Raw genomic sequence first — 23,760 nt, 5'->3', positions numbered from 1 at the left:
ACCCCCCCTCCTCAAACGCCGGAGGGGCTGAAATAACAGCCCCCCCGGCGCATGACGACGAGCGAGAGGCGCGACACTCACGCGCCCACCGTCCGCTCCACGCACCGTCGCAGTACCGTCATGAACTCCGGCGTCCCCCAGGGCCCCCGGTCCACCCGCCCCGTGTCGTCCACACCGAGGTCCTGCATGTCATGGCGCCCCCGGCAGTGGCCGAGGGTGAAGTAACAGACCTCTCCGAGACCGTGCCGCTTCAGGTACAGGACGGGACGGGGCGCCTCGTCGAGCGCCGCCGTGTCGCCCTCGGCGAACCCGCGGCACGGACCCGTGTACTCGGCGTGCAGCAGCACCTCCAGCTCCCCGTGCAGCTCGCACACGTACAGCTCGTCAGTCACCGTGAACGGCTCGATCCCGGCGACGAGCGGATGATCCGGCCGGGTCACCCGGACCTCGTACGGCTCGATCGGCGGGTGGGCCAGAAACTGGCTGCCGAGCACCCCGGCCAGTTCCCCGAGGAGCCGCGGTGTCGTGAAGACCCTCGGCCCACCGTCGGCCGACGCCTCGATCACCGAGTTGGTGCCGTGCAGGGCGAGCCAGCGCCCGCCCCGCTGCACGAACCGTGCCAGCGCGGCCCGTTGGGACGGGCGGGGTCGCACATCGCAGGTGTAGGTGACCAGCAGGTCGGCCTGCTCCAGTGCCGGTACGCAGTCGTAGTCCTGATGGACGGTGGTGCGCACCTGGGGGTGATCACCCAGCATCTGGAGCAGCCTCAGCCGCGCGTAGTCGAAGTCGTGCCACCTCCCGCCGCAGACCAGTACGGCGTCCAGGCGGCCGGCCGGGCCCGCCACGGCTCAGTACTGGACGCGGGTGAGCAGCCCGCCGTCCACCACGAGGTTGACTCCGACGCAGAAGGAGCCGGTGCGGCCCAGCAGGAAGGCCACCGCCGCGGCCACGTCCTCCGCGGTGCCGTAACGGCCGATCGGCAGCTTGGCGAGGACCTCTTCGTAAACCTCCGGGCGGCTGGTGCGGATGGTCTCCCAGGCGCCGCCGGGGAAGTCGATGGGGCCGGGAGAGACGGTGTTGACCCGGATGCCCTTGGGGGCGAGGGCGTGGGCGAGGGCGGAGGCGTGCTGGACGACGGCTGCCTTCAGGGCGGAGTACGAGTTGGCTCCGGCCGGGCGGGCGGTGTCGGAGGCGTTGGTGGTGCCGATGGCCACGACGGCGGCCCGGTCGGAGGCCTCCAGATACGGCAGGGCCGCCTCGACGAGTCCCGCGAACGGGATCAGGTCGCCGCGAAGGCTGGCCTCCCAGGACTCGGGGCCCTTGACGTTGCCCGCCGAGACGTTGGACACCAGCAGGTCCAGGCCGCCGAGTTCACCGGCCGCGCGCTCCACGAAGTCCGCGAGCGCGGCCGGGTCGGTCACGTCGACCGGCTCGGCGAACACGGTCGCCCCCTCGCCGCGCAGTTCGGCGGCCGCCTTGGCCAGCGCCTCCTCGCCACGGGCGCACAGCGCCAGTGCGCAGCCCTCGGCGGCGAGGGTTCCCGCAATGGCCCGGCCGATACCCCGGCTCGCACCGGTCACCAGCGCGTTCGCACCTGTCAGTCCCAGATCCATCGATGTCACTCCTCAGTGCAGTGTTGTTGCGTCAGTGCCAGTGGTGGCGCGTTCAGTTGCCGGACAGTTCGGAGAACGGCACCCGGTCCACCCGCGGCTCGCCCGGCAGCTTCAGCACCCGTTCGCCGATCAGGTTGCGCTGGATCTGGTCGGTGCCGCCGGCCAGCCGGTAGCCGGGGGCGCCGAGCAGGTGTTCGGTCCAGGCGAAGGTGCCGGGCTCGCCGGTGTCGGCGCCGATGCGGGCGCCCATGAGTTCGGCGGCCACCTGTCCGGTGCGGGTGAGCAGGTCGGAGGCCATGAGCTTGGTCAGTGAGGCCTCGGGGCCCGGCCGCCCGCCGGCCGCGCTCGCCCTGGCGACGCGGTCCACGGTGGCGGCGCGCAGCGCGCTGCGCACGTACAGGTCGGCGAGCTGTTGGCGTACCAACGGGTCGCCGGTCCGGTGCAGCGAGCGGGCGAGGGCGAGTACGTCGTCGAAGGTGCCGCCCTTGCGCCGGTTTCCGGAGCCGGAGGCGGTGCGCTCGAAGGCGAGCGTGGCGTTGGCCACCTCCCAGCCCTGGCCGGGGCGGCCGATCCGCAGTCCGTCGGGGACGCGTACACCGCTGAGGAAGACCTCGTTGAAGGAGGCGCCACCGCTCATCTGACGGATCGGGCGGATCTCCACGCCCGGGCTGTCCATGGGAACCAGGAAGGCGGTGATGCCGGCCTGCTTGACGACGTCCGGGTCGGTACGGGCGAGCAGCAGTCCGTACTCGGCGAACTGGGCCCCCGAGGTCCACACCTTCTGCCCGTCGATCACCCACTCCTCGCCGTCCGGGCGGGCGCGGGTGCGCAGGGCGGCCAGGTCGGAGCCGGCGCCGGGTTCGCTGAAGAGCTGGCAGGCCAGCAGGTCCGTACGGAGGAAGGCGCGTGCGTATTTCTCGCGCTGCTCGGGCGTTCCGAACAGGGAGACGGACATGGCGACCAGCCGCACGGTGACGCTGATCAGCTCGGTGGAAGGCGGTACGTCGAACGCCGACTCCTCCTGTGCGAAGAGCGCCGCGTGGGCGGCGGTCAGGCCCTGGCCGCCGTTCTCCTTGGGGAGGGTGAGGGCCTGGTAGCCGGCCTCGTGCCGGGCGCGTTGATAGGCGCGGCAGCGGTCGAGCAGCTGTCGCTCCTCTTCGTCCGTGAGGTTGTGGAAGACAGCGAGATCGGCGGCGGTGTGACCGGTGGTCTCGGCGGTCCGCCGGGGTGGGAGCGTCGTGGCCAGCCACTGCCGGACCTCACCCCGCCACTCGTCCACGTTCGGTTGGGGCATGGTGACCTCCTCGGCACACGGGTCCAGACGGCACTTACCAGATGGCTGCTTCAGTAACGGCGACTCGGAGCGGAGCCGCACACCTGCCCAACGAGGGTGGGTGCCTCCGTCTCGGGTCAGAGTGTTCCGTACTTTCTTGATAAACGCTACAGTCTTGGCGTCGCCTCTCCCGCTGCCCGGCCGCTGGGCAGACGGGGTGCACCCGGTGGAGCGAGGGAGAGGACGAATCCAGGAGCGCCGGAGGATCCATGTCCCTACAGCCACTCGACCTGCGTGCCCGCGAACTGCCGAACGCGACCGCACTGGCCGACGACGCGGAGAGCCTGTCCTGGTCCCGGCTTGCCGACCAGGTGGCACGCCTGACCGGGCGCTTCCTGGAGGTCGCGCCCGAGCCGGACGACCGGGTCGCCGTCCTGGGCGACAACGCCGTGGCCACGCTGGTGGCCCATCTCGCCGGTCTGCGGGCCGGTGTCGGGACGGTGGCCGCCTCCCGGCAGCTGACCGCCCGGGAACTGGTCGACCTGCTCACCGACGCGGGTGCGAAGGCGGTGATCAGCGGCCCGGCGGGTGAGTCGGCCGCCCGGCAGGCGGGCGCGGAGCTCGGCCTCCCCGTCGTCGTGCACGGGACGCCCGCCAAGGACGACGCCCTCGACTGGACCCGGTGGCTGGCCGAGGCGGAACCGGTGCCGGCGCCCGTCGGCCGCCCCGCCCGCCCGCCGTTGGTCTACACGTCGGGCACCACGGGACGGGCCCGCGGCACCGAGGTGCGCTGGGTGCAGGGCCCGGTGCCGGACAGCGCCGCCTATCTGGAGGCGGTGGCCGCCCGCCCCGGCTTCCCCCCGGGACCGCACCTGGTGTGCGGCCCGCTCCAGCACAACGGGCCGCTCACCTCACTGCGCCATCTCGCGGCCGGCCGGCCCGTGGTGATCCTCGGCCGATTCGACGCGGAGTCGTTCCTGGACCGGGTGGAGCGCTTGCGGGTCACCTCCTCGGTGATGGTGCCGACCCACTTCACCCGCCTGCTCGCCCTGCCGGAGGCGGTGCGCGCACGCTACGACGTCTCCAGCCTGATACAGATCGCGCACACCGGCTCCGCATGCCCGCCGGAGGTGAAGCGGGCCATGATCGACTGGTTCGGTCCGGTGCTGACCGAGTCGTACGGAGCCAGCGAGGCCGGCACCGTCGCCCGCATCAACAGCACCGAGTGGCTGGAGCACCCCGGTTCGGTGGGGCGCGTCCAGTCGCCCTTCGACGTCCTGGTGACCGGCGACGACGGCCGCCCCCTGCCCGCCGGGGAGCTCGGGCTGCTCGCCTTCCGGGCGCCGGAGGGCCGCGGCGTGCGCTACCACGCGGACGAGGAGAAGACCAAGGCCGCCTACGTCGCCCCCGGCGTCTTCACCCTCGGCGACATCGGCTATGTCGACCCGGACGGCTACATCTTCATCACCGACCGGGCCTCGGACGTCGTGGTCTCCGGCGGGGTGAACCTTTATCCGGCGGAGAGCGAGGCGGTGCTGCGCGAGCATCCGAAGGTCGCCGAGGTCGCGGTCATCGGCGTACCCGACCCCGACTTCGGTGAGTCGCTGCGGGCTCTGGTCGTCGTGACCGACGCAGACGGGCCGGCGGACGGCGAACTGCACGCGTTCTGCCGCGAGCGGCTGGCCGCGTACAAGTGCCCGAAGTCCTACGAGGTCGTCCCGGAACTCCTCCGCAACGCCATGGGCAAGCTCGACAAGCGGGCGATGCGACGCCCCTACTGGGACTCCGACCGGACGATCGCCGGCTGAGCACCGCTGCCCCTGACACCGCACACGAACTCACCCCTCTCACAACCCCTCCATATAGGTATGACGAAGGACCCTTCATGACGGAACTCCTGCTCGTCCGGCACGGCCTCCCCCGCGCCGGCGTGTTCGACCCGGGCCTGTCGCCGGAAGGCATCGCCCAGGCCGAGCGGCTCGCCCCCTGGCTGGCGGACGAGGGCATCGACGCCCTCTACGTCAGCCCGTACCGGCGGGCCCGCGAGACGGCGGCGCCCCTCGAACGGCTGACGGGCATGACCGCCGCCGTACTGGATGACCTGCGCGAGTGGGACACCGACGTGTCGCACCCCTACACGCCGCCGGAGCAGATCAACGCGGACGACCCCCGTTCGGTGGCGCTGGCCGAGGGACGGTACGAGGACTTCGTACCGGACCTGGACTGGGACGCCTTCCGGGCCAGGGCGGTGGGGGCCATGAACACCATGCTGGACGCCCACCCCGGACAACGGATCGCGGCCGTGTGCCACGGCGGGATCACCAACACGTACCTGGCGACCGTGCTCGACATACCTCGGATGTTCTGGTTCCACCCCGGCTACACCTCGGTCAGCAGGGTGCGTCGCATGCCCGGTGGGCGGGTCGTGCTGCACTCCGTGAACGAGACGGCCCATCTGGTCGCGGCGCGCGCCGTCGATTCGGTCGGCTGACACCCCGGTCACGCCGTCCCCTCACCTTCGACCCCCTTCAGGAGGCACCGGACATGCCCGGATCCGTCATCGTCGCCGGAGCGAGAACGCCCATCGGCAAGCTCATGGGCGGGCTGAGCAGCCTGTCCGCCGCCGAACTCGGCGCCCATGCCATACGCGCCGCGCTGTCCGCGGCGCTGCTGGACCCGGCCGACGTGGAGGCCGTCGTGATGGGCCATGTCGTCCAGGCCGGGGCGGGCCCCAACACCGCCCGGCAGGCAGCGGTGGCCGCCGGCATCCCGTTCGCCGTCCCGGCGAGCACCGTCAACAAGCTGTGCCTGTCCGGGCTGCACGCCATAGCCCTGGCCGACCTGATGGTCGCCTCGGGGCGCCACGAGGTGGTCGTGGCGGGCGGCATGGAGTCCATGTCCGGCGCCCCGCATCTACTGCGCGGGTCCCGCACGGGGTGGAAGTACGGGGCGGCGACCGTCGAGGACGCGCTCGACCGCGACGCGCTGACCTGTGCCTTCGACGGGGTCTCCATGGGCGCGGCCACCGAGCGCTACCAGGAGCCCCTCGCGCTCACTCGCGAGGAGCAGGACGAGTACAGCGCGCTGTCGCACGAGCGGGCCCACCGCGCCCAGGAGTCGGGCGCGTTCGCCGCGGAGATCGCCCCGGTCACGGTGGCCGGGCGCCGCGGCGAGACGGTCGTGACGGCCGACGAGGGAATCCGGCCGCAGAGCACCGCGGAGAGCCTGGGGCGCCTGAGGCCGGCCTTCTCCCCCTCGGGCACGATCACCGCGGGCAACGCCTCACAGCTGTCCGACGGAGCCGCGGCCGTCGTCGTGATGAGCGCGGACCGTGCCCGCCGGGAGGGCCTGACACCACTCGCCGAGATCGGCGCCTACGGCACCGTGGCGGGCCCCGACCCCTCGCTGCTCGTGCAGCCGGCCGGGGCGGTCCGCGACGCCCTGGAACGCGACGGCCGGCTGAAGGCCGCAGACCTCGACCTCTTCGAGATCAACGAGGCGTTCGCCGGGGTCGCCCTGGCCTCCGTACGCGAACTCGGCGTCCCCCTCGAGAGGGTGAACGTCAACGGCGGAGCCATCGCCCTCGGTCATCCGGTCGGCATGACCGGCGCCCGGCTCGTCCTGACCCTCGCCCGGGAACTCCTGCGACGCGGCGGCGGCACCGGGGCCGCCGCACTGTGCGGAGGCGGCGGCCAGGGCGACGCACTGCTGCTGCACGTACCGGGCGTCTGAGCTTCCGGCCTCCCGCCCCCGTCCCCCACCCGCACGAGACTCAGGTTGACGCACATGACCAACCAACCGCTCCAGGTCCTCCGGGGCACCGAGGCACCGCAGTCCCAGGCGGACCACGGCGAGACAACCCTCGTCGTGGACGCCCGCATCGATGCCGCCGACGGTGTCGTCTCCCTCGTCCTGCGGGACCCGGACGGCGATCCGCTCCCCGCCTGGGCGCCGGGCGCCCACATCGACGTGCTCCTGGACAACGGCCTCGTCCGTCAGTACTCGCTGTGCGGCGACCCCGCCGACGAGGCGGCCTGGCAGATCGCGGTGCTGCGCGAACCGGACGGCCGCGGCGGTTCGTCCTACGTCCACGACCATCTCGGCGAGGGCTCGGCCGTGCGGGTGCGCGGGCCACGGAACAACTTCCCGCTGCGCGCGGCCGAGCACCACCTCTTCATCGCGGGAGGGGTCGGGATCACCGCCATCCTGCCGATGGTGGAGGCCGCCGAGGCGGCGGGGACCGACTGGCACCTGCTGTACGGCGGCCGTACCCGCGCGTCCATGGCGTTCGTGGACCGCCTGGCGCGCTACGGGGACCGGGTGCTGATCCGGCCTCAGGACACCTACGGCCTGCTGGACCTGGCCACCTTCATCGGCTCGCCCCGCGCGGGCACGCTGGTGCACGCCTGCGGTCCGGAGCCGCTGCTTCGGGCCGCGCAGGAGCAGTGCGCCGACTGGCCCTCCGGCACCCTGGGCATCGAGCGGTTCGCCCCGGTCCGCCCGTCGGCGGACGAGGTGGCTCCGGCCGACGCGTTCGAGGTGGTGCTCACCCGCTCGGGCCGCACGCTCACCGTCCCGCCGGACCGCTCGGTGCTCGAAGTGGTGGAGGAGGCGGGCGTCCCGGTGCTGTTCTCCTGCCGGGAAGGCACCTGCGGCACCTGTGAGACGGACGTGCTGGAGGGCACGCCGGACCACCGGGACTCCCTGCTCGACGAGGACGAGCGCGCCGCGGGTGAGACCATGCTGATCTGCGTCTCGCGTTCGTGCGGCCCCCGGCTCGTGCTCGACCTCTGATCACGGACCGGATCCTGGGAATCGGAGACTCTCGGTCCGGTACGGCGGTCGGATCCGGGAAGGCGGCGACCGCCTGACTGTCGCGCACCGCGCCGACGATGCCCGACTCCGGCCCCGGCCATCGTCCTAGATGCCCTGATGCAGCCACACTTCACCGGAACCTCCCTGCTCACCGACGATGTCCCGGGCCTCGCCGCCTTCTACGCCGCCCTCCTCGACTCGGAGGTCCGGGGCGGGGATCCGTTCGCTCGGGTGGCGGTACCCGGTGCCGTCCTGTCGTTCTTCTCCGTTCAGGGCATGGAGTCGATGGTGCCCGGGTCGACGGCATCCGCAGCGAGCGGGGGCTTCACCCTGGAGTTCCGGGCAGAGGTGTTCGGGCCGACGTGCTGATGAGCTCGTCGGTGACCCACCGTGCGACGTCGGCGGGGTAGGGCGCCGGGAGTCCGAGGACGATGTGTCGGAATCCGGCGTCGATGGCTTCGCCGATCGCGTCCTGCGTGGCGCCGGGCCGGTCGTAGGAGACGGGCAGGTGGATCGAGCGGGTGATCGAGGCCGGGTCACGGCCGATCTCGGTGCAGTAGCGGTCCAGCAGTGCGCTGCGACGGACGACGTCGTCGATGTCGCCGCCGGGGACGTTCCACAGGTCGGCGTGCTCGGCGACCACGCGCAGCGTCGCGGACGAGCGACCGCCGATCAGGATCGGCGGGTGCGGACGCTGGACGGGTCTGGGGTTGCCGAACGCACCGGTGAGCTGGTGGTAGGTGCCGTGGTGGTCGAACGGTGCCTCCTCGGTCCACAACCGCCTGATCACCGTGCAGGCTTCGGCGAGGCTCCCCACGGCGTGCGCGGAGTCGTGGAAGGGCAGGCCATGTGCAGCGTACTCACGCCGGGCCAGGGGATGGCCGGGGCGGGAACCGACGCCGATGCCGAAGTCGAGCCGTCCGCCGGAGACGACGTCGACGGTCGTGGCGATCTTGGCCAGCATCGCGGGCGGCCGGAACCGGTTACTGGTCACCAGCACGCCGAGCCGCAGTCGCCGGGTGTGGGCGGCGAGGGCGGAGAGCAGCGTCCAGCCTTCGTAGGCCGGTCCGTGCGGGTCGCCGGCGATCGGCATGAGGTGATCGAACAGCCAGGCGTGCTCGATCTTTTCGTCGACTTCCTGGTCACCAAACACGGACTCGCCGCCGTGCTGCACTCCGACGACGCCGGCTTCGACACCCTGCACGCCTACTTCCTCGACCGCCTCGTGCCCGTGTGCGCCCAACTGCTCGACGCCGCAGCCGAATCCGGCGAGATCCACTCCGACCTGCGGGCCTACGAACTCATGCGCGGCGTCGGGAACCTCTGCATCGGCGCGGACAGCGATCCCCGCTACGAACCACGCCGCCTGGTCGACCTGCTCATCGCGGGACTACGCCGACCGCAGTGACTTGGCCGGCGTGAGGCCGGTCAACTCCCACCGGGCGTGGGACAGTTCGCCGGGAAACCGGCGAGGAGAACGCTCCTTCATGCCGGCTTGCGCACCATGAACACGTCGACCCGATCCTCGGACTCGACGTCGAACCCGTACCGCTCGTACAACCTTCGGGCCGGACTGCCCTGCAGTACGTTCAGCCGAACAAGGACGCGGTCGCGGTCGCACGACTCCAGCAGCTCGCGCAGCACACCCGATCCGATACCGCTGCCCTGCAGATGTGGGGCCAGGTAGAAGTGCTCCAGCCAGTGAGCGTCCCCGGCCGGTCGCAGCGCCACGCAGCCGGCGAACACGCCGCCCACCTCGATCACCCAGGTGCACGAGGGGTCGAATCCGTCGCGCAGCCGTTGCCGCACGCGGTGTTCGTCGTACCGACCGAGCCGTTCCAGGTCCGCCCGTAACACCACGGCGCGCAACTCGGCCACCGCCTCGACGTCCGCCACCGACGCCGGCCGGATATCCCAGTCCACCATGATCGCCACGCTACTGGCCGAGGCCCCCGCCTGGCGTCCCGGTCTTCAGCGGCTGCGGGCGTACGTGAGTGCTTCCTCGGGTGAGGTTCGCCCGACCGGATCCGACTCGCTCAGAACGCGGACTCCGGCTGTACCGCGTCATGCCAGTTCAGTGCTTGCGACACCTGGTGCTGCGCTTCTTCGGCTACCTGACGCGCTTCGGCCACGGCATCCCCGCGTTCACGCACCAAGCTCTCGTAGACCGGCAGGTGATCGTTCTCGGCTGACTCGGGTGTCATAGGGCTGATCCTCGATTGCTCACGTTTTTTCCATCCGACGCATGATCGTGCAAGCCGGAGTAAAGCGATTTCTCTGTGCCCCCGGACGCGACTCGTCGCACGGGTCCGTTTACTTCTGCGTCAGACATCGGCTGCCGCGTTACACGATCCCGAGACATTCGGAATTTGGGCACATGTGCCGCGACTTTCCCACTGAATGTGCAAGCGGGGTGTTCTTCCGGTGTCGACGGTAAGTCGATCGCGTTGCCCGGAACACGCACCCTGCCGACCAGGCGCCCTGCGGAACCGATGTGACGGTGCGCCGGCCGGGGCCTGTCCGGTCGTCGTTCAACGCGTGTCCGCTCCCGGCGACTCAGGTGACCGGATCCGAGCGCCTCACGAACCGACCGCTTCGCCGGCCCAACCCCCACCGGACCCACGCGTACGACGCGAGAATCCCTGCACGAGCCTCACGCCGTCTGCACATTGCCTTTCGAAGGCGTCGTTAGTGTTACTGAGCGCTCGATTCCACGTACGAACGTGACCGGGCCGTGCCCCCTTGTCGGATCGACGGCATGTCAACTCAGGAAGACCGCAGATGGACTACTGCTCCACGTGCCGCAGGCATCTCAATGGCGCCCTGGTGTGCCCCGGGTGCGGCGCCTACGCACCGGACATCGCTCCGGCCACCGCCGACGGTCGCATCGGCGCGGCCCCGTTCGTGACGGGTACGGCGGGTGCATCGCAGTCCGCGGCCTGGGACACGTGGCAAGACGGCCGACTTCGTGGCGCGGTGGACGAGGTGGCGGTCGGCGGCATCGCCGAGAGCGTCCCGCAGACCGACGAGTCCGGTGATCTCGAAGGCGTACCGGCCGTGCCGCAGGGGCGGGCGGCACGACGTCGCCAGCGTGCCCGCTGGAAGAAGAACCAACGCCGGGCCGTGGTCGCGACCGCGGTCGCGCTCGTCGGTGGCGGCCTGACCGTGGCCTCGACACACCGGCAGTCCGGCGACCGGACGCAGACGGCCACAGCGGCGACGGACCAGGGAGCGGGCGCCGTCGAGAAGCAGGCGGCACAGGACGCGCGATCGACGTCGACACAGCCGGACGCACACCGCTCCTCGCCCACACCGCCCGCACAGTCGCCCGCGCCCGACCTTCCGCACCCGGCGTACGCCACCGACTCGCTGCACACCACGCCGTCCCACGTTCAGCCGGACGCCGCTGCCCCTCCTCGTACGGCGACGGTGGCGCTCCCGCAGCCACAGTCCGCCGCGACGTCCTCCGCCGCGACGGTGACCGACCGCACCGACACCGCGGACACGACGGCAACGACGCCCGCGCAGACGCCCGCACCCGCCGCGACCGACGGCACGGACCCAGGGTCGTCACCGGCGAGCCCCGAGCCGGCCGCGACCTCGCCGTCGCAGATCTGCCTGCTCGTACTGTGCCTGGGCTGACCACGCTCGGCCGCGGCATGCGGAACCGGACAGCTCGCGCCTGACATCCGGCGACGGTCACGGTCGGTTCTTCGCCCTGGACCACGCCGGCCGGGTGGGTGGCTGCCTCTCGAGCAGGGGGCTCGTCGCATCGTCCAACAGGTGACTGGACTTCGTATCCGGGACGGAGTGGATCAGACGCGTCAGCGTCACGGATGCGAGTTCGCGCCTCGGTGACGCCGAGGGTGTACCGCACCACCGTCGCCCGGCTGCAGGACGTATTCGTGGATCCGGCGCGATCGCCCTGCGCACAGTTACGGCAGCCCCATCGGCGGCGGGTCCGGCTCGCGTTCGAGCGCGTCGACGATCACCTGCCGGTCCCGGATCAGGAGTGGGGCGGGCTGACCGCAGTCGGCCCACGCAGCGCCCGGTGGCGCGGCCAGTCGCTTCCCGACTCCGCTACCGGGCCCGCCTACCCGGGCAGAGCCTGATGAAATCGCCGACGACAGACACGACTCGGTGCCGAACAGGCCGGGAGCAAGCCGGAGTTCTCGGTCAGCGGGCCGCGAGGAGTTCGAGCGTGTCGATCACGCGGTTCGAGAAGCCCCACTCGTTGTCGTACCAGGCGACCACCTTCACGTGGCGGCCCTCGACGCGGGTGAGGGCCGAGTCGAAGATCGCCGACGCCGGGTTGCCGGTGATGTCGGAGGAGACGAGCGGGAAGTCCGAGTACTCGAGGACGCCGGCGAGCGGCCCCTCCGCTGCGGAGCGGTATGCCTCCAGCACATCGTCACGCGTCACGTCGCGGGCGACGGTCGTGTTGAGCTCGACGATGGAGCCCACCGGAACCGGCACCCGGATCGAGTCGCCCGACAGCTTGCCGTCCAGGTTCGGCAGCACCAGGCCGATCGCCTTGGCGGCGCCCGTCGTGGTCGGCACGATGTTGACACCCGCGGCCCGGGCGCGGCGCGGATCCCGGTGCGGGCCGTCCTGCAGGTTCTGTTCCTGCGTGTAGGCGTGCACCGTCGTCATGAAGCCGTGCTCGATACCGGCGAGTTCGTCGAGCACCGCGGCCAGTGGTGCGAGTGCGTTGGTCGTGCACGAGGCGTTCGAGACGATCGTGTGCACGGCCGGGTCGTACGCGTCCGTGTTCACCCCGAAGGCCAGCGTGACGTCGGCGCCGTCCGACGGCGCGCTGACGAGCACCTTCTTGGCACCCGCGTCGAGGTGGGCACCGGCGGCCTTGGCCGACGTGAAGCGGCCGGTCGCCTCCAGGACGATGTCGACACCGAGTTCGGCCCACGGCAGCCGCGCCGGTTCGCGCTCGGCCAGCACCGTGATGCGCCGGCCGTCGACGACGAGGGCGTCCCCGTCGACGGTCACCGGACGGCCGAGCCGGCCGGCCGTCGTGTCGTAGGCGAGCAGCCGCGCGAGGGTGGCGGGCTCCGTGAGGTCGTTCACGGCGACGACCTCGAGGTCGCTGTCGCGTTCGAGCAGTGCGCGCAGCACGTTGCGTCCGATGCGGCCGAATCCGTTGACGGCGATGCGAGTCATCAGTGGTGTCCCTTCCGTTTGCCACCAGACTCGCTCGCGGCCGCCGCCGCTGACAGTGACGTGATCGCCACGGTTCAAAAGGATCGCGCCACGTGGTCGGACTACTCGCCCTGGGCGAAGGTGCGCCGGTACTCACTCGGTGTGGTGCCGAGGATGCGCTGGAAGTGCAGCCGCAGATTCGCACCGGTGCCGAGGCCGACGTCGGCGGCGATCTGCTCGACGCCGCGCTGCGAACGCTCGAGCAGTTCGCGGGCCATGTCGATACGGGCGCGCATGACCCACTGCATCGGCGTGTAGCCGGTCTCCTCCACGAAGCGCCGCGAGAACGTGCGCGGCGAGACCGCGGCCTGCCGCGCCAGGGCCTCGAGGGTGAGGGGCTCGCCGAGCCGGTGCAGTGCCCACTCGCGGGTGGCGGCGAAGCGCTCGCCGAGCGGCTCGGGCACGCTGCGCGGCACATACTGCGCCTGACCGCCGCTGCGGTAGGGGGCCGCGACCAGGCGCCGCGCCGCGTGGTTCGACGCGGCCACCCCGAGGTCGCCGCGCAGAATGTGCAGGCACAGGTCGATGCCCGAGGCGGCGCCGGCCGACGTGAGCACACTGCCCTCGTCGACGAACAGGACGTTCTCGTCGACCTGAACGAGCGGATGCCTCACCATCAATGGGCGCGTGTAGTGCCAGTGCGTCGTGGCGCGCCTGCCGTCCAGCAGGCCGGTCGCGGCGAGTGCGAAGGCGCCCGTCGAGATGGCGGCGAGCCGGGTGCCCCGCCCGTGGGCGGTGACCAGCGCATCGACGACGGCCCGCGGCGGATCGTCGCGGTCCGGGAACCGGTAGCCGGGGATGAACACGATGTCTGCCCACGCAAGCGCGTCGAGGCCATGGGCGACGTGGTACGAAAGGCCGTCGCCGCCGGTCACGAGACCGGGTGCCGCGCCGCACAACCGCACCTCGTACGGCATGCTCGCGCGCGTCGTGAACACCTGCGCGGGAATGCCGACATCGAGCGGCTTCGCGCCCTCGAGCACAAGAACGGCGACGCGGCGCAGGCGGGAGGCTGACACGGGGACAGGGTACGCAGGGGTGCGGGGCCGGTTCCTGTTCGGCTGGGAGCCGACGCGGCCCGGTCTCATCGACGACACCGGCCCCGACCGCTGCTTCGCCCCCACGGCGAGCTGGTGGTGACTCGCTGATCGAGCCCTGGGCCGAAGACGGGCGGGCATCGTTGCCGGCGCAAGCTCCACCGTGCCGTCTCACGGCCACCCTGACGTACTGCATCACGAGACAGCATCTCGCACATTGACGACGACCCGGAGGCGTCCTATGGTTGAGGAACTTCTCGAAAGGACGGGACCAGCATGAGGCCAGTCGCTCTGATCGGCGTCCTGCTCGTGTCGTGCGCCGGCCGTCGGACCTACGACGAGCCGCTCAGCTACTTCCCGCCCCGGGAGGGGCTGCGCCCCGGCACGGCTGTCGGCGAACCTCAGACTCCCTTCTGAGTGCGGTTCGTCGCAACGCGACGATCCCCCGCCACACCGAAACGTTCGTCGTCCGTCGACGCTCGTCGCCCGTTGTGTCTTCGCCGACGGGCTTTCCCTCACCTTTTCTAGGAGTGCATCATCGTGAGCACCACCGTCGGCCTTCAGCCGATCTCCGGTCCGTCCGCCTGGCGCGGCGACGAGCTGTCTAAGTCCACCGAATGGATCTACGAACTCAGCGACGCCGAGCGCACCGAGCTGGAAGACCTGGGACGGCGCTTCGTCGCCGAGGACCCCGACCTGCGCACCGTCACCGCCGCCGACTACCCGTTCGACGCCTGTCGCGCCCTCAACGACGAATGCGCCCACCAGATGGACGCCGGCCGGGGCTTCATCCTGGTGCGTGGCCTGCGCACCGAGGAGTACGGCGACTCCGTGGCCGCGGCCATCTTCTTCATCATGGGCCTGCACCTCGGCCTGCCGATCGGCCAGAGCCAGCGGGGCGACCTGCTCGACCACGTGATCGCCACGTCGAACAAGACGATGTCCGACGAGGGCGCGCTGCCCTCCCGCATTCGGGACCGGCTGCCGTTCCACTCCGACAGCTCCGACGTCGTCGCCCTCATGTGCCTGCGCGGTGCCAAGGAGGGCGGAGCCTCCAGCCTGGTCAGCGGCACCACGATCTACAACGAGATGCTGCGCCGCCGGCCGGACCTCGCCGCGCGGCTCTTCGACACCTACCACTGGGACTGGCGGCGCCAGGACCCCGACTCCCCGGAACTCACGTACACCTCGCCGATCATCAGCCACGTCGACGGCATCTTCAGTACCTACGCCGGCAACTCGATGATCTTCAGTGCCCAGGAGTACCCCGGGGTTCCCGCGCTGACGCCCGACCAGGCCGCGGCCATCACCCTCTTCGACGAGATCTCGCAGGAACCCGGTCTGCCGATCGACATGGATTTCCAGCCGGGGGACGTGCAGTGGCTGCTCAACTACGCCGCACTGCACTCGCGCACCAGCTACAACGACCACCCGGAACCGGAGCGCCGCCGGCACCTGCTGCGTCTGTGGCTCAAGCGCGACGTCGGCCGACCGCTGGCCCCCCGGTTCGGCAAGCACGTCGTCGTGATGGGTGAGCCCACCACGCCCCTGGTGCCCGGCGGCCGGTTCCGCATCACCGACGCCGTCACCGTCAACGACGACTGGGGCGTGTGACGCCGGGCCCCCTCGGTGACGGCACGTCCGTGAACGCCGACGCGACGGCGCCGCCCCTGGCGCCCCTCGGACACCGGTCGCTCGACGAGCGCCGCTGACCGTCGTGGAGCCGCCGGGGACAACCCTCGACCGCCGCAGCCAGAGTTCACTCTGGCTGCGGCGGTCGTCTGTCACAGCGAAGAAGTCCGCGAGCACCCGCGGGCAGCGGAGTAGCGCACGTCGAACGGCCCGTCGGCTCACAGTCCGACGGGCCGGTGATCTCCACGCGCCCAGACCGGGCGCGAGCGGGGCGATACGCACATCACCGACGGACACGAGCCGCGCGCCGGAAGAAGTACAGCGTCCTCCGGGCACCGAGCGGCCGCTGCGCGCGAGAGGTTTCCGGCCGGCACGATCAGGCCGTCCCGGTCGGAACACGGGCTTGAGCCCGGCCGACGACGCCAGCGGGGTGTTGTCGCTGATGATCTCGTACCAGGCATGCTCGACTCGTCGACTCGTCGACTCGTCGACACGGATGACCTCGGCGTCGTACAGGCCGCCCTCTCGTGGCCGGCCGGGGGGACGCGTCCTGCTGCTCGCCGGCGATGCTGCGCCATGAGACGACTTCTGGACTCGGCGCCGTCGGCGACCGAGACCGATGCCTCGCCGACGGCGCCGGCGCGTCCGACCAGGATCACAGTCTCCAGCCCTGACGCGCACCGCCGCATGACAGTCACGCCCCGGGAGGGTGAAGCTGCCATGCGGGCCACGCGGCACGGAGGGCTATACGCGGGTTCCTTCGGCGATGAGCACCTTCGCCGCCGTCTTCGCGGTGATCTCCTCGACGGTGACGCCGGGAGCGGTCTCGACGAGGAGAAGGCCGTCGTCGGTGACGTCGAGAACGCCGAGGTCGGTGATGATCCGCTCCACGCAGCCCTTGCCGGTGAGCGGCAGGTCGCACTCCCGCACGATCTTCGGGGCGCCGTCCTTGGCGGTGTGGGTCATGGTGACGATCACCCGGCGGGCACCGTGCACGAGGTCCATGGCTCCGCCGATACCGGTCACCATCCTGCCCGGGATCGCCCAGTTGGCGAGGTCGCCCCGTTCGGAGACCTGCATGGCGCCGAGCACGGCCGCGTCGATGTGGCCGCCGCGGATCATGCCGAACGACAGGGCGGAGTCGAAGAAGGCCGCGCCTGGCAGAACGGTGACGGTCTCCTTGCCCGCGTTGATCAGGTCCGGGTCGACCTCGTCCTCGTACGGGAAACGGCCGGTGCCGAGGATGCCGTTCTCCGACTCCAGCACGACGTGGACACCCTCGGGCAGGTGGTTGGGGATCAGCGTGGGCAGCCCGATGCCGAGGTTGACGTACTCGCCGTCGCGCAGTTCGCGGGCCGCGCGGGCGGCCATCTCGTCCCGTGTCCAGGCCATCAGACCCGCACCTCCCTACGCGTCACCGTGCGGTTCTCGATCTTCTTGTCGGCGGCCTGCTCGGAGCTGAGGGCCACCACGCGCTGGACGAAGATGCCCGGCAGGTGGACCTGGTCGGGGTCGATCGCGCCCGGTTCGACCAGTTCCTCCACCTCGGCGACCGTGATGCGGCCCGCCATCGCGGCGAGGGGGTTGAAGTTGCGGGCCGACTTGTTGAACACGAGGTTGCCGTGCCGGTCGCCCTTCGCCGCCCGCACCAGGGCGAAGTCCGTGGTGATCCCGTGTTCCAGGACGTACGCGACGCCGGCGAAGTCGCGTACCTCCTTGGCCGGTGAGGCGACGGCGATGCCGCCCCCGCCGTCGTAACGCCAGGGCAGTCCGCCGTCGGCGACCTGGGTGCCGACCCCGGCCGGGGTGTAGAAGGCCGGGATGCCGCAGCCCCCGGCCCGCAGTCGCTCCGCGAGGGTGCCCTGCGGGATCAGCTCCAGCTCGATCTCGCCGCCCAGGTACTGGCGGGCGAACTCCTTGTTGCCGCCGATGTAGCTGCCGGTGACCCGGGATATCCGGCCCGCGGCGAGCAGCACGGCGAGGCCGGATTCCATCGCCCCGCAGTTGTTGGAGACGACGTCGAGTCCCGTGACGCCGGTGTCGTACAGGGCCTGGATCAGAGCCCCCGGAATTCCGCTGAGACCGAAGCCGCCGACGGCGAGGGACGCCCCGTCGGGGATGTCCGCCACCGCCTCGGCCACGGAAGCGACCACTTTGTCCATCCGCCTGCCCACTTTTCTGCAGGGCGCTTGCGCCTTGCGCTGGTTGAACTCGAGTTCACAATGGTTCGTCAGGGGCTGCGTCGGCACCGGAGCCGGGACGGCTCGGAGTGCGCGCCCGCCGTCATCGGCGCGGGCGCGGGCAGCACCGGGATCTGCGGCGCTACGCCGTCAGCTCGGTCAACAGCCGGCGGTAGATGCGCGCGTACGCGGTCAACTGTCCCAACGACAGGGCGTCGCGCCGTGGATCGTCGAGGGCCGGTTTGGCCTGCGGGCCCAGGCGCACGGTGTCGACGCCGCGGGCGCGCAGCACGACACCGTCGGTCGATCCCGTCCAGCCGGTGATCGGCGGCGGCTGGACGCCGAACTCGTCGCGCCAGGCCGCCCGGGCCGCCGTCACCACCGGGGCGTCGGCGTCCGTCGCCGCGGCCGGCGCGACCGGCTCGGCCTCCACCTCGACCGTGCAGTTGCGCAGCACCGACTTCGCGCACCGTGCCCGCAGCCGGTCGGCCAGGTCGGCCGCCAGCACTGCCGGCTCCACCGGGTCACCGGCGACGACGTACAGATCGATGCGCAGTTGGGCCGGCAGCAGGTCCGGCTTGGCGGCCCACCCTCCGCTGATCGCGCCGATGCCGCACGCCCGGCCGGTCTGCCCGGCCCGCGGGTCGGCGGCCAGGTAGGCCGTGCGCCAGCGGGCCAGCTCCTCCAGGACGACGCCGGCCCGGGCTACGACTCCCCCGGGCGGTGTGGCCGACCGGGCCATCATCGCGGCCCCGGAGCGGCCGGTCACCCGGACGCTCAGGTAGAGCGCGCCCGGCTCGTGCCAGAGCAGCGTGGGCGGGCCGCACTTGGCGACGATCGCCGACCGCGGCAGTTGAAACGCGTCGGCATAGGCCTCCAGGCCGGTGGTCCCGCCGGAGCGGCGGTGCGTACCGGAGCCGGCGAGCAGCAGCCGCCCGGCGCCCGCCTCGGCGAACGCGACGAGCGCGGCGGCCGCCGGGCCTCGGGCGACCCCGAGACCGAAGCCGGCCACCACGTCGCCGTCCACGCCGAGCGGAGCGATGGGCGCGGAGTTGCCGGTGACGAGGTGGTTGTGCGCACCGCCGTCGTCCAGCGAGGTGTCGAGATGGGAATACAGGAGGGGTCCGGCCCCGTGCGCGGCGATCAGGCTGCCGCCCGCGGGACCGTGCTCCAGTACCTGCCACTCGACGTGCGGCCACCGGTCCGCGCACCAGGCACGCAACCGGTGGGCCGCCGTCCGCTCCTGCCCACGGGGAGCGGGAGTCACGTCGAGCAGGCTCAGGACGTCAAGCAACTGCTGTCTCAAAAACGTCCCCAGTCGTCGGACGCCGGACGCCACACGTCGATGTTGCGCGGGTCGGCCGGCATCCTGCGGGCCCGGTGCGTCTCGTGCTCCTCCGGCGTGAACACCCGGTGCCGGTCGCACAGTTCGAACCGCGGGCCGAAGCGCGTGTCGTGCAGGTAGAACGCGATCGACGTCGACGCCGAGTGGTTGACGATGTCGGAGGCGATCGGCGCGCCCTTGTAGAGCGCGCGGGCGCGCATCCGCATGACGTGGTCGAGGCTCTTCATCGCGAAGCACAGGTGCGCGACGTAGTGCTCCTTGTTGTTCTGGACCGCGAGGCTGTGGTGGTAGCGGTTCTCGCCGCGGTAGAACGTGGTCGAGCCGACGACGTAGTCCGAGGGGACGAACCGCAGGACGTTCTGGTAGAACTCCTGCGTCTCCTGGTACTTCGCGGTGGCGATGAACGGGTGCACCAGGTCGAGCGGCCGGATCTCGATATGCGGCGGCTCGGCGTACTCCTGGAACTCGGTGAACAGCTCGATGATCAGGCCGTTGGGGTCCTTGACCGCGAAGCCGTTCTCGCACAGCGCCTGCTGTCGCTCCTGCAGCTCGAGGACTTCGAGGCCGGCGTCGAGGACGCTCTTGTGCAGCTGCTCGAGGACCTCCTCGCTCGCCACGCTGTAGCCGACCGCGGTCGTCCACCCGTCGGTGCGCTCGGGCGCGTGGATCAGCTCGATCGCGTGGTGCTCGATGTCGGCGCGCAGATAGGCGTACTCGTCCGTACGCTGCTCCAGCTGGAGGCCGACGTGGTACTCGAGGAAGTCGATCGTGGCCTGCATGTCCGGAACCTCGATCCGGGCGTACTCCATGCCGTACGGGCCGTGCGGGCGGGTGCTCACGGGCGCTGTCCTTCCTGGGGTGAGCGACGGGCGCTCGGCGTACTCGAACGAGGTGATGGCCTGCCGGTCGATGACCGGTCGCCAGCGCGTGTGCACGAAGTTCTCGTGGGACTCGCTGCCGAGATAGGCGAGCAGGTCGTCCTGACTGTCGAAGTCGACGGCCATGGTGTGGGTGAAGGTCCGGTCGCGGGTGCTGACGTTCTCGCCGAGGACGAAGCCGCGCATGGCCGGGTACCGGTGCGGGAAGGTACGCAGCTCGGCCAGCACGGACTCGCGTGTGGCCTGGTCGACCGCGTCGCCGAAGCGGAAGGACAGGGTGTGTCGGATCATCGGGTCACCGTCCGTCGCCGTCTAGAGGATGAAGCTGAGTCGGGCGCCCGCCGTCAGCGACTCGTGGCCGAGGATCGAGCGCCGCAAGCGGAAACGGAGTCCGTCCTCGGTCGGCACCAGTACGTGCTCGTACCAGCCGACGTAGGCGTCGAAGTGGCCGTCGCGGGCGCGGTGCACCACGAAGGAGGCCGCCACCCGGAGGGAGTCCTCCGTGTGCTCGGACAGTCGCACGTTGGACACCAGCCGGTGCGTGCGCGAGTGCGGGTTCTCGGCGTGCGCCTTGCGGGACTTCAGGCGCTTGACCCGGGCGAGGATCAGGTCCCAGTCGTCGTCGACGAAGGATCCGGTCTCGTGCGGCGACCAGCCGGGGCGGTAGTCGGTGGTGGGGATCTCGTAGCGGGCGCCGGGCTCGAAGAGGGCCAGCCAGCCGTCGTAGTCCCAGTGATCGAGGATGTCCGCCTCGGCGTAGAGGAAGTCCTCCACCTCCGGCCGGGTGATGGTGCGTCCCTGGCACTGCACGGAGTGGGTGTTGGTGATCGCGGTCATCGTACGTCCCTCCCCGCGAGGAAGGACGCCGGGCGCTCGCCGTGGACCTCGAGGCCGTCATCGAGCCCTACGGCGTCGACCCAGTGCCGCCAGAAGCCCCGCATCGCACCCTCGTCGGTCGACCTGCCCTGCACGCCCTTGACCTCGTCGGCCATGCCGCGCGACATGTCGCTGTAGTCCAGCTCGGGCGAAGCGGTGTCCGCCGTGGCCTGGATGCCGCGCTGGACCGCCTCGTACGCCTCGATGTCGTCCGGCGTGGCGAGCCCGCCCGGGCCGACGAAGCTGACGACCGTCTTCATGCGCAGGGCGCGCGCGGCCGGGTCCTCGTTGCGCGGGACCAGTTGCCAGGCGCGTACGTCGGTCTGGTCGGGCGCCACCGGCTCCAGCTGCCGGATCGACAGCCCCTCGATGTCGAACAGGAGCAGGTTGGGGAACACGAACAGGATGTGGCTCTCGTCGGCCACGTGGTGTGCCCGCTTCTCCCCCAGCCGCTGCGTCATCTCGGCCCGGTGCTGCTCGGTGCGCACCCGCTCGTCCTCGCCGAAGCGCGGTTCCCAGATCATGCTGATCCGCCCGCCGTGCCCGGTCAGGACCAGGAGGCCGTGGCCGTTGCCGAGGTTGTACGCGAACTGGTTGTCGTCACTGACGGCGAAGCCGCTCTCGCGCAGGTAACCCACGAACGTGTTGTGGGTGGGCGCGAAGTGGTAGCCGTCCATCGCGTTCTCGACGGCGAGTTTCCAGTTGCCCCGTACGCTGTACTGCTGCGTGCCGGGCAGCGTGGTCATGCCGCCGACGTGCTGCTGCTCGATCATCGTCATGTAGTCGGCCGCGTCGCCGAGGTGCTCGAGCAGTGGGGGGACGTCGGGGTCGAAGGCGACGAAGACGTACCCCTCGTGGATCTCCAGGCGTGGCACGCTGCGCAGTCCCATGGACGCCTTGAACTCGTCGCCCGACTCGTACGCGTCGGCGTCGGGGATCGCGGCGAGCTCACCGTTGTTGCGGAATGTCCAGGCATGGTAGAAGCACTGGAAGAGCCTGGCCGAGCCCTCGTTCTCGCGGCACAGCACGGTGCCGCGGTGCGGACAGGAGTTCAGGAACGCGTGTACCTCGCCGGCACTGTCCCGGCAGAAGATCAGCGGTCGGCCGCCGAGGGTGCGGACCTTGAAGTCGTTGGGGTTGGGGATCTCGGTCTCGTGGCCGAGGTAGAGCCAGGTGTGTGTCCATACCCAGCCGCGTTCCCGGGTGAAGATCTCCGCGCTGCGGTAGGCCTCGCGGTTGACCCGGAAGGTGAGCTGGTCCCAGTTCTCGACGACCATCGGTGCTGGGACGGTCCGGGGGTTGCTTCCCATTACGGCGTATGCCTCTCACAAGTCCCGACCCGAGTGGCGCGCTGTGAGACGCCATCTCGTATGTCGCATCAGCTTCTCCTAGCACACGCGACAGTGTCAAGCAATCGACGAGGGTTGACACCCCGGGCCGACGCCGTCATCATCCATTCCGTAATAGAAGATGCCATCTCGCATTCTGTGCGATCGTGTGAAGGGCAAGAAGCCCGTGCCGTACGTCATCACCCAGGCATGTCTCGACGTCATGGACAAGTCGTGCATGGAGGAGTGCCCGGCCGACTGCATCTACGAGGGCGACCGGATGCTCTACATCCAGCCCGACGAATGCGTCGAGTGCGGGCGCTGCGAACCCGTCTGCCCGCAGATCTCGATCTTCCACCACGAGGACCTGCCGGCCGAGGCCCAGCAGTCCGAGCGCATCAACGCCGAATTCTTCACCCTCCAAATCGTCGGAGCCGAGCCGCTCGGGTCGCCCGGCGGCGCACGCAAGGTCGGCCGGGTCGGCCACGACCACCCCGAGGTGGGAGCGTGAGCGGCTTCCAGGCGACCACCGGCGCCGGCCCCGAGGTGTCCGTCGACCTGCTCGTCATCGGCGCCGGCCCGACCGGGCTGTACGGCGCGTACTACGCCGGCTTCCGCGGCATGAGCGTCGCTGTCGCCGACGCCCTGCCCGAGGTGGGCGGCCAGATCACCGCCCTGTACCCCGAGAAGCTCGTCTACGACGTGGCCGGCTTCCCCGCCGTCCGCGGTCAGGACCTGGTGGACCGGCTGGCCGAGCAGGCCGGGCGGTGGAACCCGACCTACCTGCTCGGGCACGGGGTCACCCGCCTCGACGACGCGGGCGAGGGCATCGTCGCCACCACCGACGCCGGCGCGCGGATCACCGCGGGCGCGGTGCTCGTCTGCGGCGGCATCGGCAACTTCGTCCCCCGCGAGCTCCCCGTGGGCTCCGACTACCTGGGCCGGGGCCTGCGGTACTTCGTGCCGCGGCTGGCCGAACTCGCCGGACAGGACGTCGTGGTGGTCGGTGGTGGGGACTCCGCGCTGGACTGGGCGCTGTCGCTGGAGCCGATCGCCTCGTCGGTGACGGTGGTGCACCGGCGTACGCGGTTCCGGGCCCACGAACGCACCGTCGAGCAGGTGCACGCATCCTCCGTGCGGGTCCTGACGCCCTACGAGGTCGAGAAGATCTCCGGCGACGGGTCGGTGTCGGAGGTCGTGGTCGCGGGCCCGGACGGCGACCGGATCAGCCTGTCCGCCCAGTCCGTCGTCGCCGCGCTCGGCTTCATCGCCGATCTCGGCCCGATCGAGCAGTGGGGACTGGAGCTGCGTCGCCGTCGCATCCTCGTCGACCGCACGATGCGCACCAGCAGACAGCGCGTCTTCGCGGCCGGCGACATCGCCGACCACGACGGCAAGGTCAGCCTCATCTCGATCGGCTTCGGCGAGGCGGCCCTCGCCGTCAACCACATCGCCTCCCTGCTCGACCCGGCACGCTCCCTCACGCCGGGGCACTCCTCCGATGCGTGAGTGCCTGACTCCCGTCCACCACCGCATCTCGCCGGGGAGAAGCGCCTCAGCACTTCCCGC

General features: G+C 70.9%; 24 protein-coding genes and 1 pseudogene. 11 read left to right on the top strand and 14 right to left on the bottom strand.

The window, feature by feature from the left end; translation table 11 throughout:
- Positions 1 to 77: 77 nt before the first annotated feature.
- From ACFWWR_RS06970 to ACFWWR_RS06960, 3 genes are read right to left on the bottom strand one after another with little or no spacing between them, the layout of a single operon-like run.
- Positions 78 to 845, bottom strand: coding sequence for a ThuA domain-containing protein (locus tag ACFWWR_RS06970; protein ID WP_383865531.1), 768 nt, complete (start codon positions 843 to 845; stop codon positions 78 to 80).
- A 3-nt stretch (positions 846 to 848) separates the two neighbouring features.
- Entirely contained in the window at positions 849 to 1,613 is a 765-nt protein-coding gene (locus tag ACFWWR_RS06965; protein ID WP_384302310.1) for an SDR family NAD(P)-dependent oxidoreductase, read from the bottom strand.
- Positions 1,614 to 1,665: 52 nt separating this feature from the next.
- Positions 1,666 to 2,907: an acyl-CoA dehydrogenase family protein gene (locus ACFWWR_RS06960; protein ID WP_383865527.1), complete on the bottom strand. Its 1,242-nt coding sequence runs from the start codon at positions 2,905 to 2,907 to the stop codon at positions 1,666 to 1,668.
- Positions 2,908 to 3,155: 248 nt separating this feature from the next.
- Here ACFWWR_RS06960 and ACFWWR_RS06955 point away from each other — a divergent pair, with 248 nt between their 5' ends.
- The 5 genes from ACFWWR_RS06955 (at position 3,156) to ACFWWR_RS06935 (ending at position 8,070) form a co-directional block, all read left to right on the top strand.
- On the top strand, positions 3,156 to 4,694 hold the full coding sequence (locus tag ACFWWR_RS06955; protein ID WP_383865525.1) for an AMP-binding protein: 1,539 nt from the start codon (positions 3,156 to 3,158) through the stop codon (positions 4,692 to 4,694).
- A 77-nt stretch (positions 4,695 to 4,771) separates the two neighbouring features.
- Positions 4,772 to 5,377, top strand: coding sequence for a histidine phosphatase family protein (locus ACFWWR_RS06950; protein WP_383865523.1), 606 nt, complete (start codon positions 4,772 to 4,774; stop codon positions 5,375 to 5,377).
- Between the two features lie 53 nt (positions 5,378 to 5,430).
- Positions 5,431 to 6,618 (top strand): acetyl-CoA C-acyltransferase, encoded by a 1,188-nt coding sequence (locus tag ACFWWR_RS06945; RefSeq protein WP_383865521.1) that lies wholly within the window; start codon positions 5,431 to 5,433, stop codon positions 6,616 to 6,618.
- A 54-nt stretch (positions 6,619 to 6,672) separates the two neighbouring features.
- Positions 6,673 to 7,680, top strand: a complete 1,008-nt coding sequence (locus ACFWWR_RS06940; protein ID WP_383865519.1) for a PDR/VanB family oxidoreductase — start codon at positions 6,673 to 6,675, stop codon at positions 7,678 to 7,680.
- Between the two features lie 138 nt (positions 7,681 to 7,818).
- The gene (locus tag ACFWWR_RS06935; RefSeq protein WP_383865517.1) at positions 7,819 to 8,070 is read left to right on the top strand and encodes a hypothetical protein; all 252 of its coding nucleotides are present in this window, start codon (positions 7,819 to 7,821) and stop codon (positions 8,068 to 8,070) included.
- Here the strand turns inward: ACFWWR_RS06935 and ACFWWR_RS06930 are convergent.
- Positions 8,027 to 8,875: an LLM class flavin-dependent oxidoreductase gene (locus tag ACFWWR_RS06930; protein ID WP_384302308.1), complete on the bottom strand. Its 849-nt coding sequence runs from the start codon at positions 8,873 to 8,875 to the stop codon at positions 8,027 to 8,029. The genes ACFWWR_RS06935 and ACFWWR_RS06930 overlap by 44 nt on opposite strands.
- On the opposite strand from ACFWWR_RS06930, the pseudogene ACFWWR_RS06925 reads away from it, so the two are divergent.
- Positions 8,819 to 9,109: pseudogene (locus tag ACFWWR_RS06925) on the top strand (TetR family transcriptional regulator); the annotation flags it as partial. The gene ACFWWR_RS06930 and the pseudogene ACFWWR_RS06925 overlap by 57 nt on opposite strands.
- A gap of 77 nt (positions 9,110 to 9,186) precedes the next feature.
- Here ACFWWR_RS06925 and ACFWWR_RS06920 read toward each other — a convergent pair.
- Both ACFWWR_RS06920 and ACFWWR_RS06915 read right to left on the bottom strand, forming a co-directional pair.
- Positions 9,187 to 9,627, bottom strand: a complete 441-nt coding sequence (locus ACFWWR_RS06920; protein WP_384302306.1) for a GNAT family N-acetyltransferase — start codon at positions 9,625 to 9,627, stop codon at positions 9,187 to 9,189.
- 110 nt (positions 9,628 to 9,737) lie between these two features.
- Positions 9,738 to 9,905, bottom strand: a complete 168-nt coding sequence (locus ACFWWR_RS06915) for a hypothetical protein (RefSeq protein WP_383865511.1) — start codon at positions 9,903 to 9,905, stop codon at positions 9,738 to 9,740.
- 577 nt (positions 9,906 to 10,482) lie between these two features.
- Between ACFWWR_RS06915 and ACFWWR_RS06910 the strand changes: the two genes are divergently transcribed.
- Positions 10,483 to 11,343 carry a hypothetical protein gene (locus ACFWWR_RS06910; protein WP_383865509.1) on the top strand — a complete coding sequence of 287 codons (861 nt, stop codon included), beginning with the start codon at positions 10,483 to 10,485 and terminating at the stop codon, positions 11,341 to 11,343.
- A 534-nt stretch (positions 11,344 to 11,877) separates the two neighbouring features.
- On the opposite strand, the gene gap is transcribed toward ACFWWR_RS06910, so the two are convergent.
- Complete coding sequence (gap, locus tag ACFWWR_RS06905) at positions 11,878 to 12,876, bottom strand: type I glyceraldehyde-3-phosphate dehydrogenase (protein WP_383865507.1); 999 nt, start codon at positions 12,874 to 12,876, stop codon at positions 11,878 to 11,880.
- A gap of 101 nt (positions 12,877 to 12,977) precedes the next feature.
- The gene (locus ACFWWR_RS06900; RefSeq protein WP_383865505.1) at positions 12,978 to 13,934 is read right to left on the bottom strand and encodes a GlxA family transcriptional regulator; all 957 of its coding nucleotides are present in this window, start codon (positions 13,932 to 13,934) and stop codon (positions 12,978 to 12,980) included.
- Between the two features lie 294 nt (positions 13,935 to 14,228).
- On the opposite strand from ACFWWR_RS06900, the gene ACFWWR_RS06895 reads away from it, so the two are divergent.
- Positions 14,229 to 14,369: a hypothetical protein gene (locus ACFWWR_RS06895; RefSeq protein ID WP_157857388.1), complete on the top strand. Its 141-nt coding sequence runs from the start codon at positions 14,229 to 14,231 to the stop codon at positions 14,367 to 14,369.
- Between the two features lie 123 nt (positions 14,370 to 14,492).
- Positions 14,493 to 15,566, top strand: a complete 1,074-nt coding sequence (locus tag ACFWWR_RS06890; protein ID WP_383865503.1) for a TauD/TfdA family dioxygenase — start codon at positions 14,493 to 14,495, stop codon at positions 15,564 to 15,566.
- A gap of 762 nt (positions 15,567 to 16,328) precedes the next feature.
- Here ACFWWR_RS06890 and ACFWWR_RS06885 read toward each other — a convergent pair.
- The 6 genes from ACFWWR_RS06885 to ACFWWR_RS06860 all read right to left on the bottom strand — a co-directional run bounded on the left by ACFWWR_RS06885 (position 16,329) and on the right by ACFWWR_RS06860 (position 22,140).
- On the bottom strand, positions 16,329 to 16,976 hold the full coding sequence (locus tag ACFWWR_RS06885) for a CoA transferase subunit B (RefSeq protein WP_383865501.1): 648 nt from the start codon (positions 16,974 to 16,976) through the stop codon (positions 16,329 to 16,331).
- Positions 16,976 to 17,746, bottom strand: a complete 771-nt coding sequence (locus ACFWWR_RS06880; protein WP_383865499.1) for a CoA transferase subunit A — start codon at positions 17,744 to 17,746, stop codon at positions 16,976 to 16,978. The genes ACFWWR_RS06885 and ACFWWR_RS06880 overlap by 1 nt, the downstream gene beginning before the upstream one ends.
- A 160-nt stretch (positions 17,747 to 17,906) precedes the next feature.
- A complete protein-coding gene (locus tag ACFWWR_RS06875; protein WP_383865497.1) occupies positions 17,907 to 19,031 on the bottom strand; it encodes a hypothetical protein in 1,125 nt (374 codons plus the stop codon).
- A 35-nt stretch (positions 19,032 to 19,066) separates the two neighbouring features.
- A complete protein-coding gene (locus ACFWWR_RS06870; protein WP_383865495.1) occupies positions 19,067 to 20,278 on the bottom strand; it encodes a Dabb family protein in 1,212 nt (403 codons plus the stop codon).
- A gap of 21 nt (positions 20,279 to 20,299) precedes the next feature.
- The gene (locus ACFWWR_RS06865) at positions 20,300 to 20,824 is read right to left on the bottom strand and encodes an aromatic-ring-hydroxylating dioxygenase subunit beta (protein WP_383865493.1); all 525 of its coding nucleotides are present in this window, start codon (positions 20,822 to 20,824) and stop codon (positions 20,300 to 20,302) included.
- A complete protein-coding gene (locus ACFWWR_RS06860; RefSeq protein ID WP_383865491.1) occupies positions 20,821 to 22,140 on the bottom strand; it encodes an aromatic ring-hydroxylating dioxygenase subunit alpha in 1,320 nt (439 codons plus the stop codon). Before ACFWWR_RS06860 ends, ACFWWR_RS06865 begins: the two co-directional genes overlap by 4 nt.
- A gap of 193 nt (positions 22,141 to 22,333) precedes the next feature.
- Between ACFWWR_RS06860 and fdxA the strand changes: the two genes are divergently transcribed.
- Together fdxA and ACFWWR_RS06850 are read left to right on the top strand one after the other, a co-directional pair.
- Positions 22,334 to 22,702, top strand: coding sequence for a ferredoxin (gene fdxA / locus ACFWWR_RS06855; RefSeq protein ID WP_383865489.1), 369 nt, complete (start codon positions 22,334 to 22,336; stop codon positions 22,700 to 22,702).
- The gene (locus ACFWWR_RS06850) at positions 22,699 to 23,700 is read left to right on the top strand and encodes an NAD(P)/FAD-dependent oxidoreductase (protein WP_383865487.1); all 1,002 of its coding nucleotides are present in this window, start codon (positions 22,699 to 22,701) and stop codon (positions 23,698 to 23,700) included. Before fdxA ends, ACFWWR_RS06850 begins: the two co-directional genes overlap by 4 nt.
- Positions 23,701 to 23,760 lie beyond the last annotated feature (60 nt).

This window comes from Streptomyces sp. NPDC058678, from assembly GCF_042714835.1.
Classification (GTDB): domain Bacteria; phylum Actinomycetota; class Actinomycetes; order Streptomycetales; family Streptomycetaceae; genus Streptomyces.
This window is presented reverse-complemented; position numbering and strand designations above follow the sequence as displayed.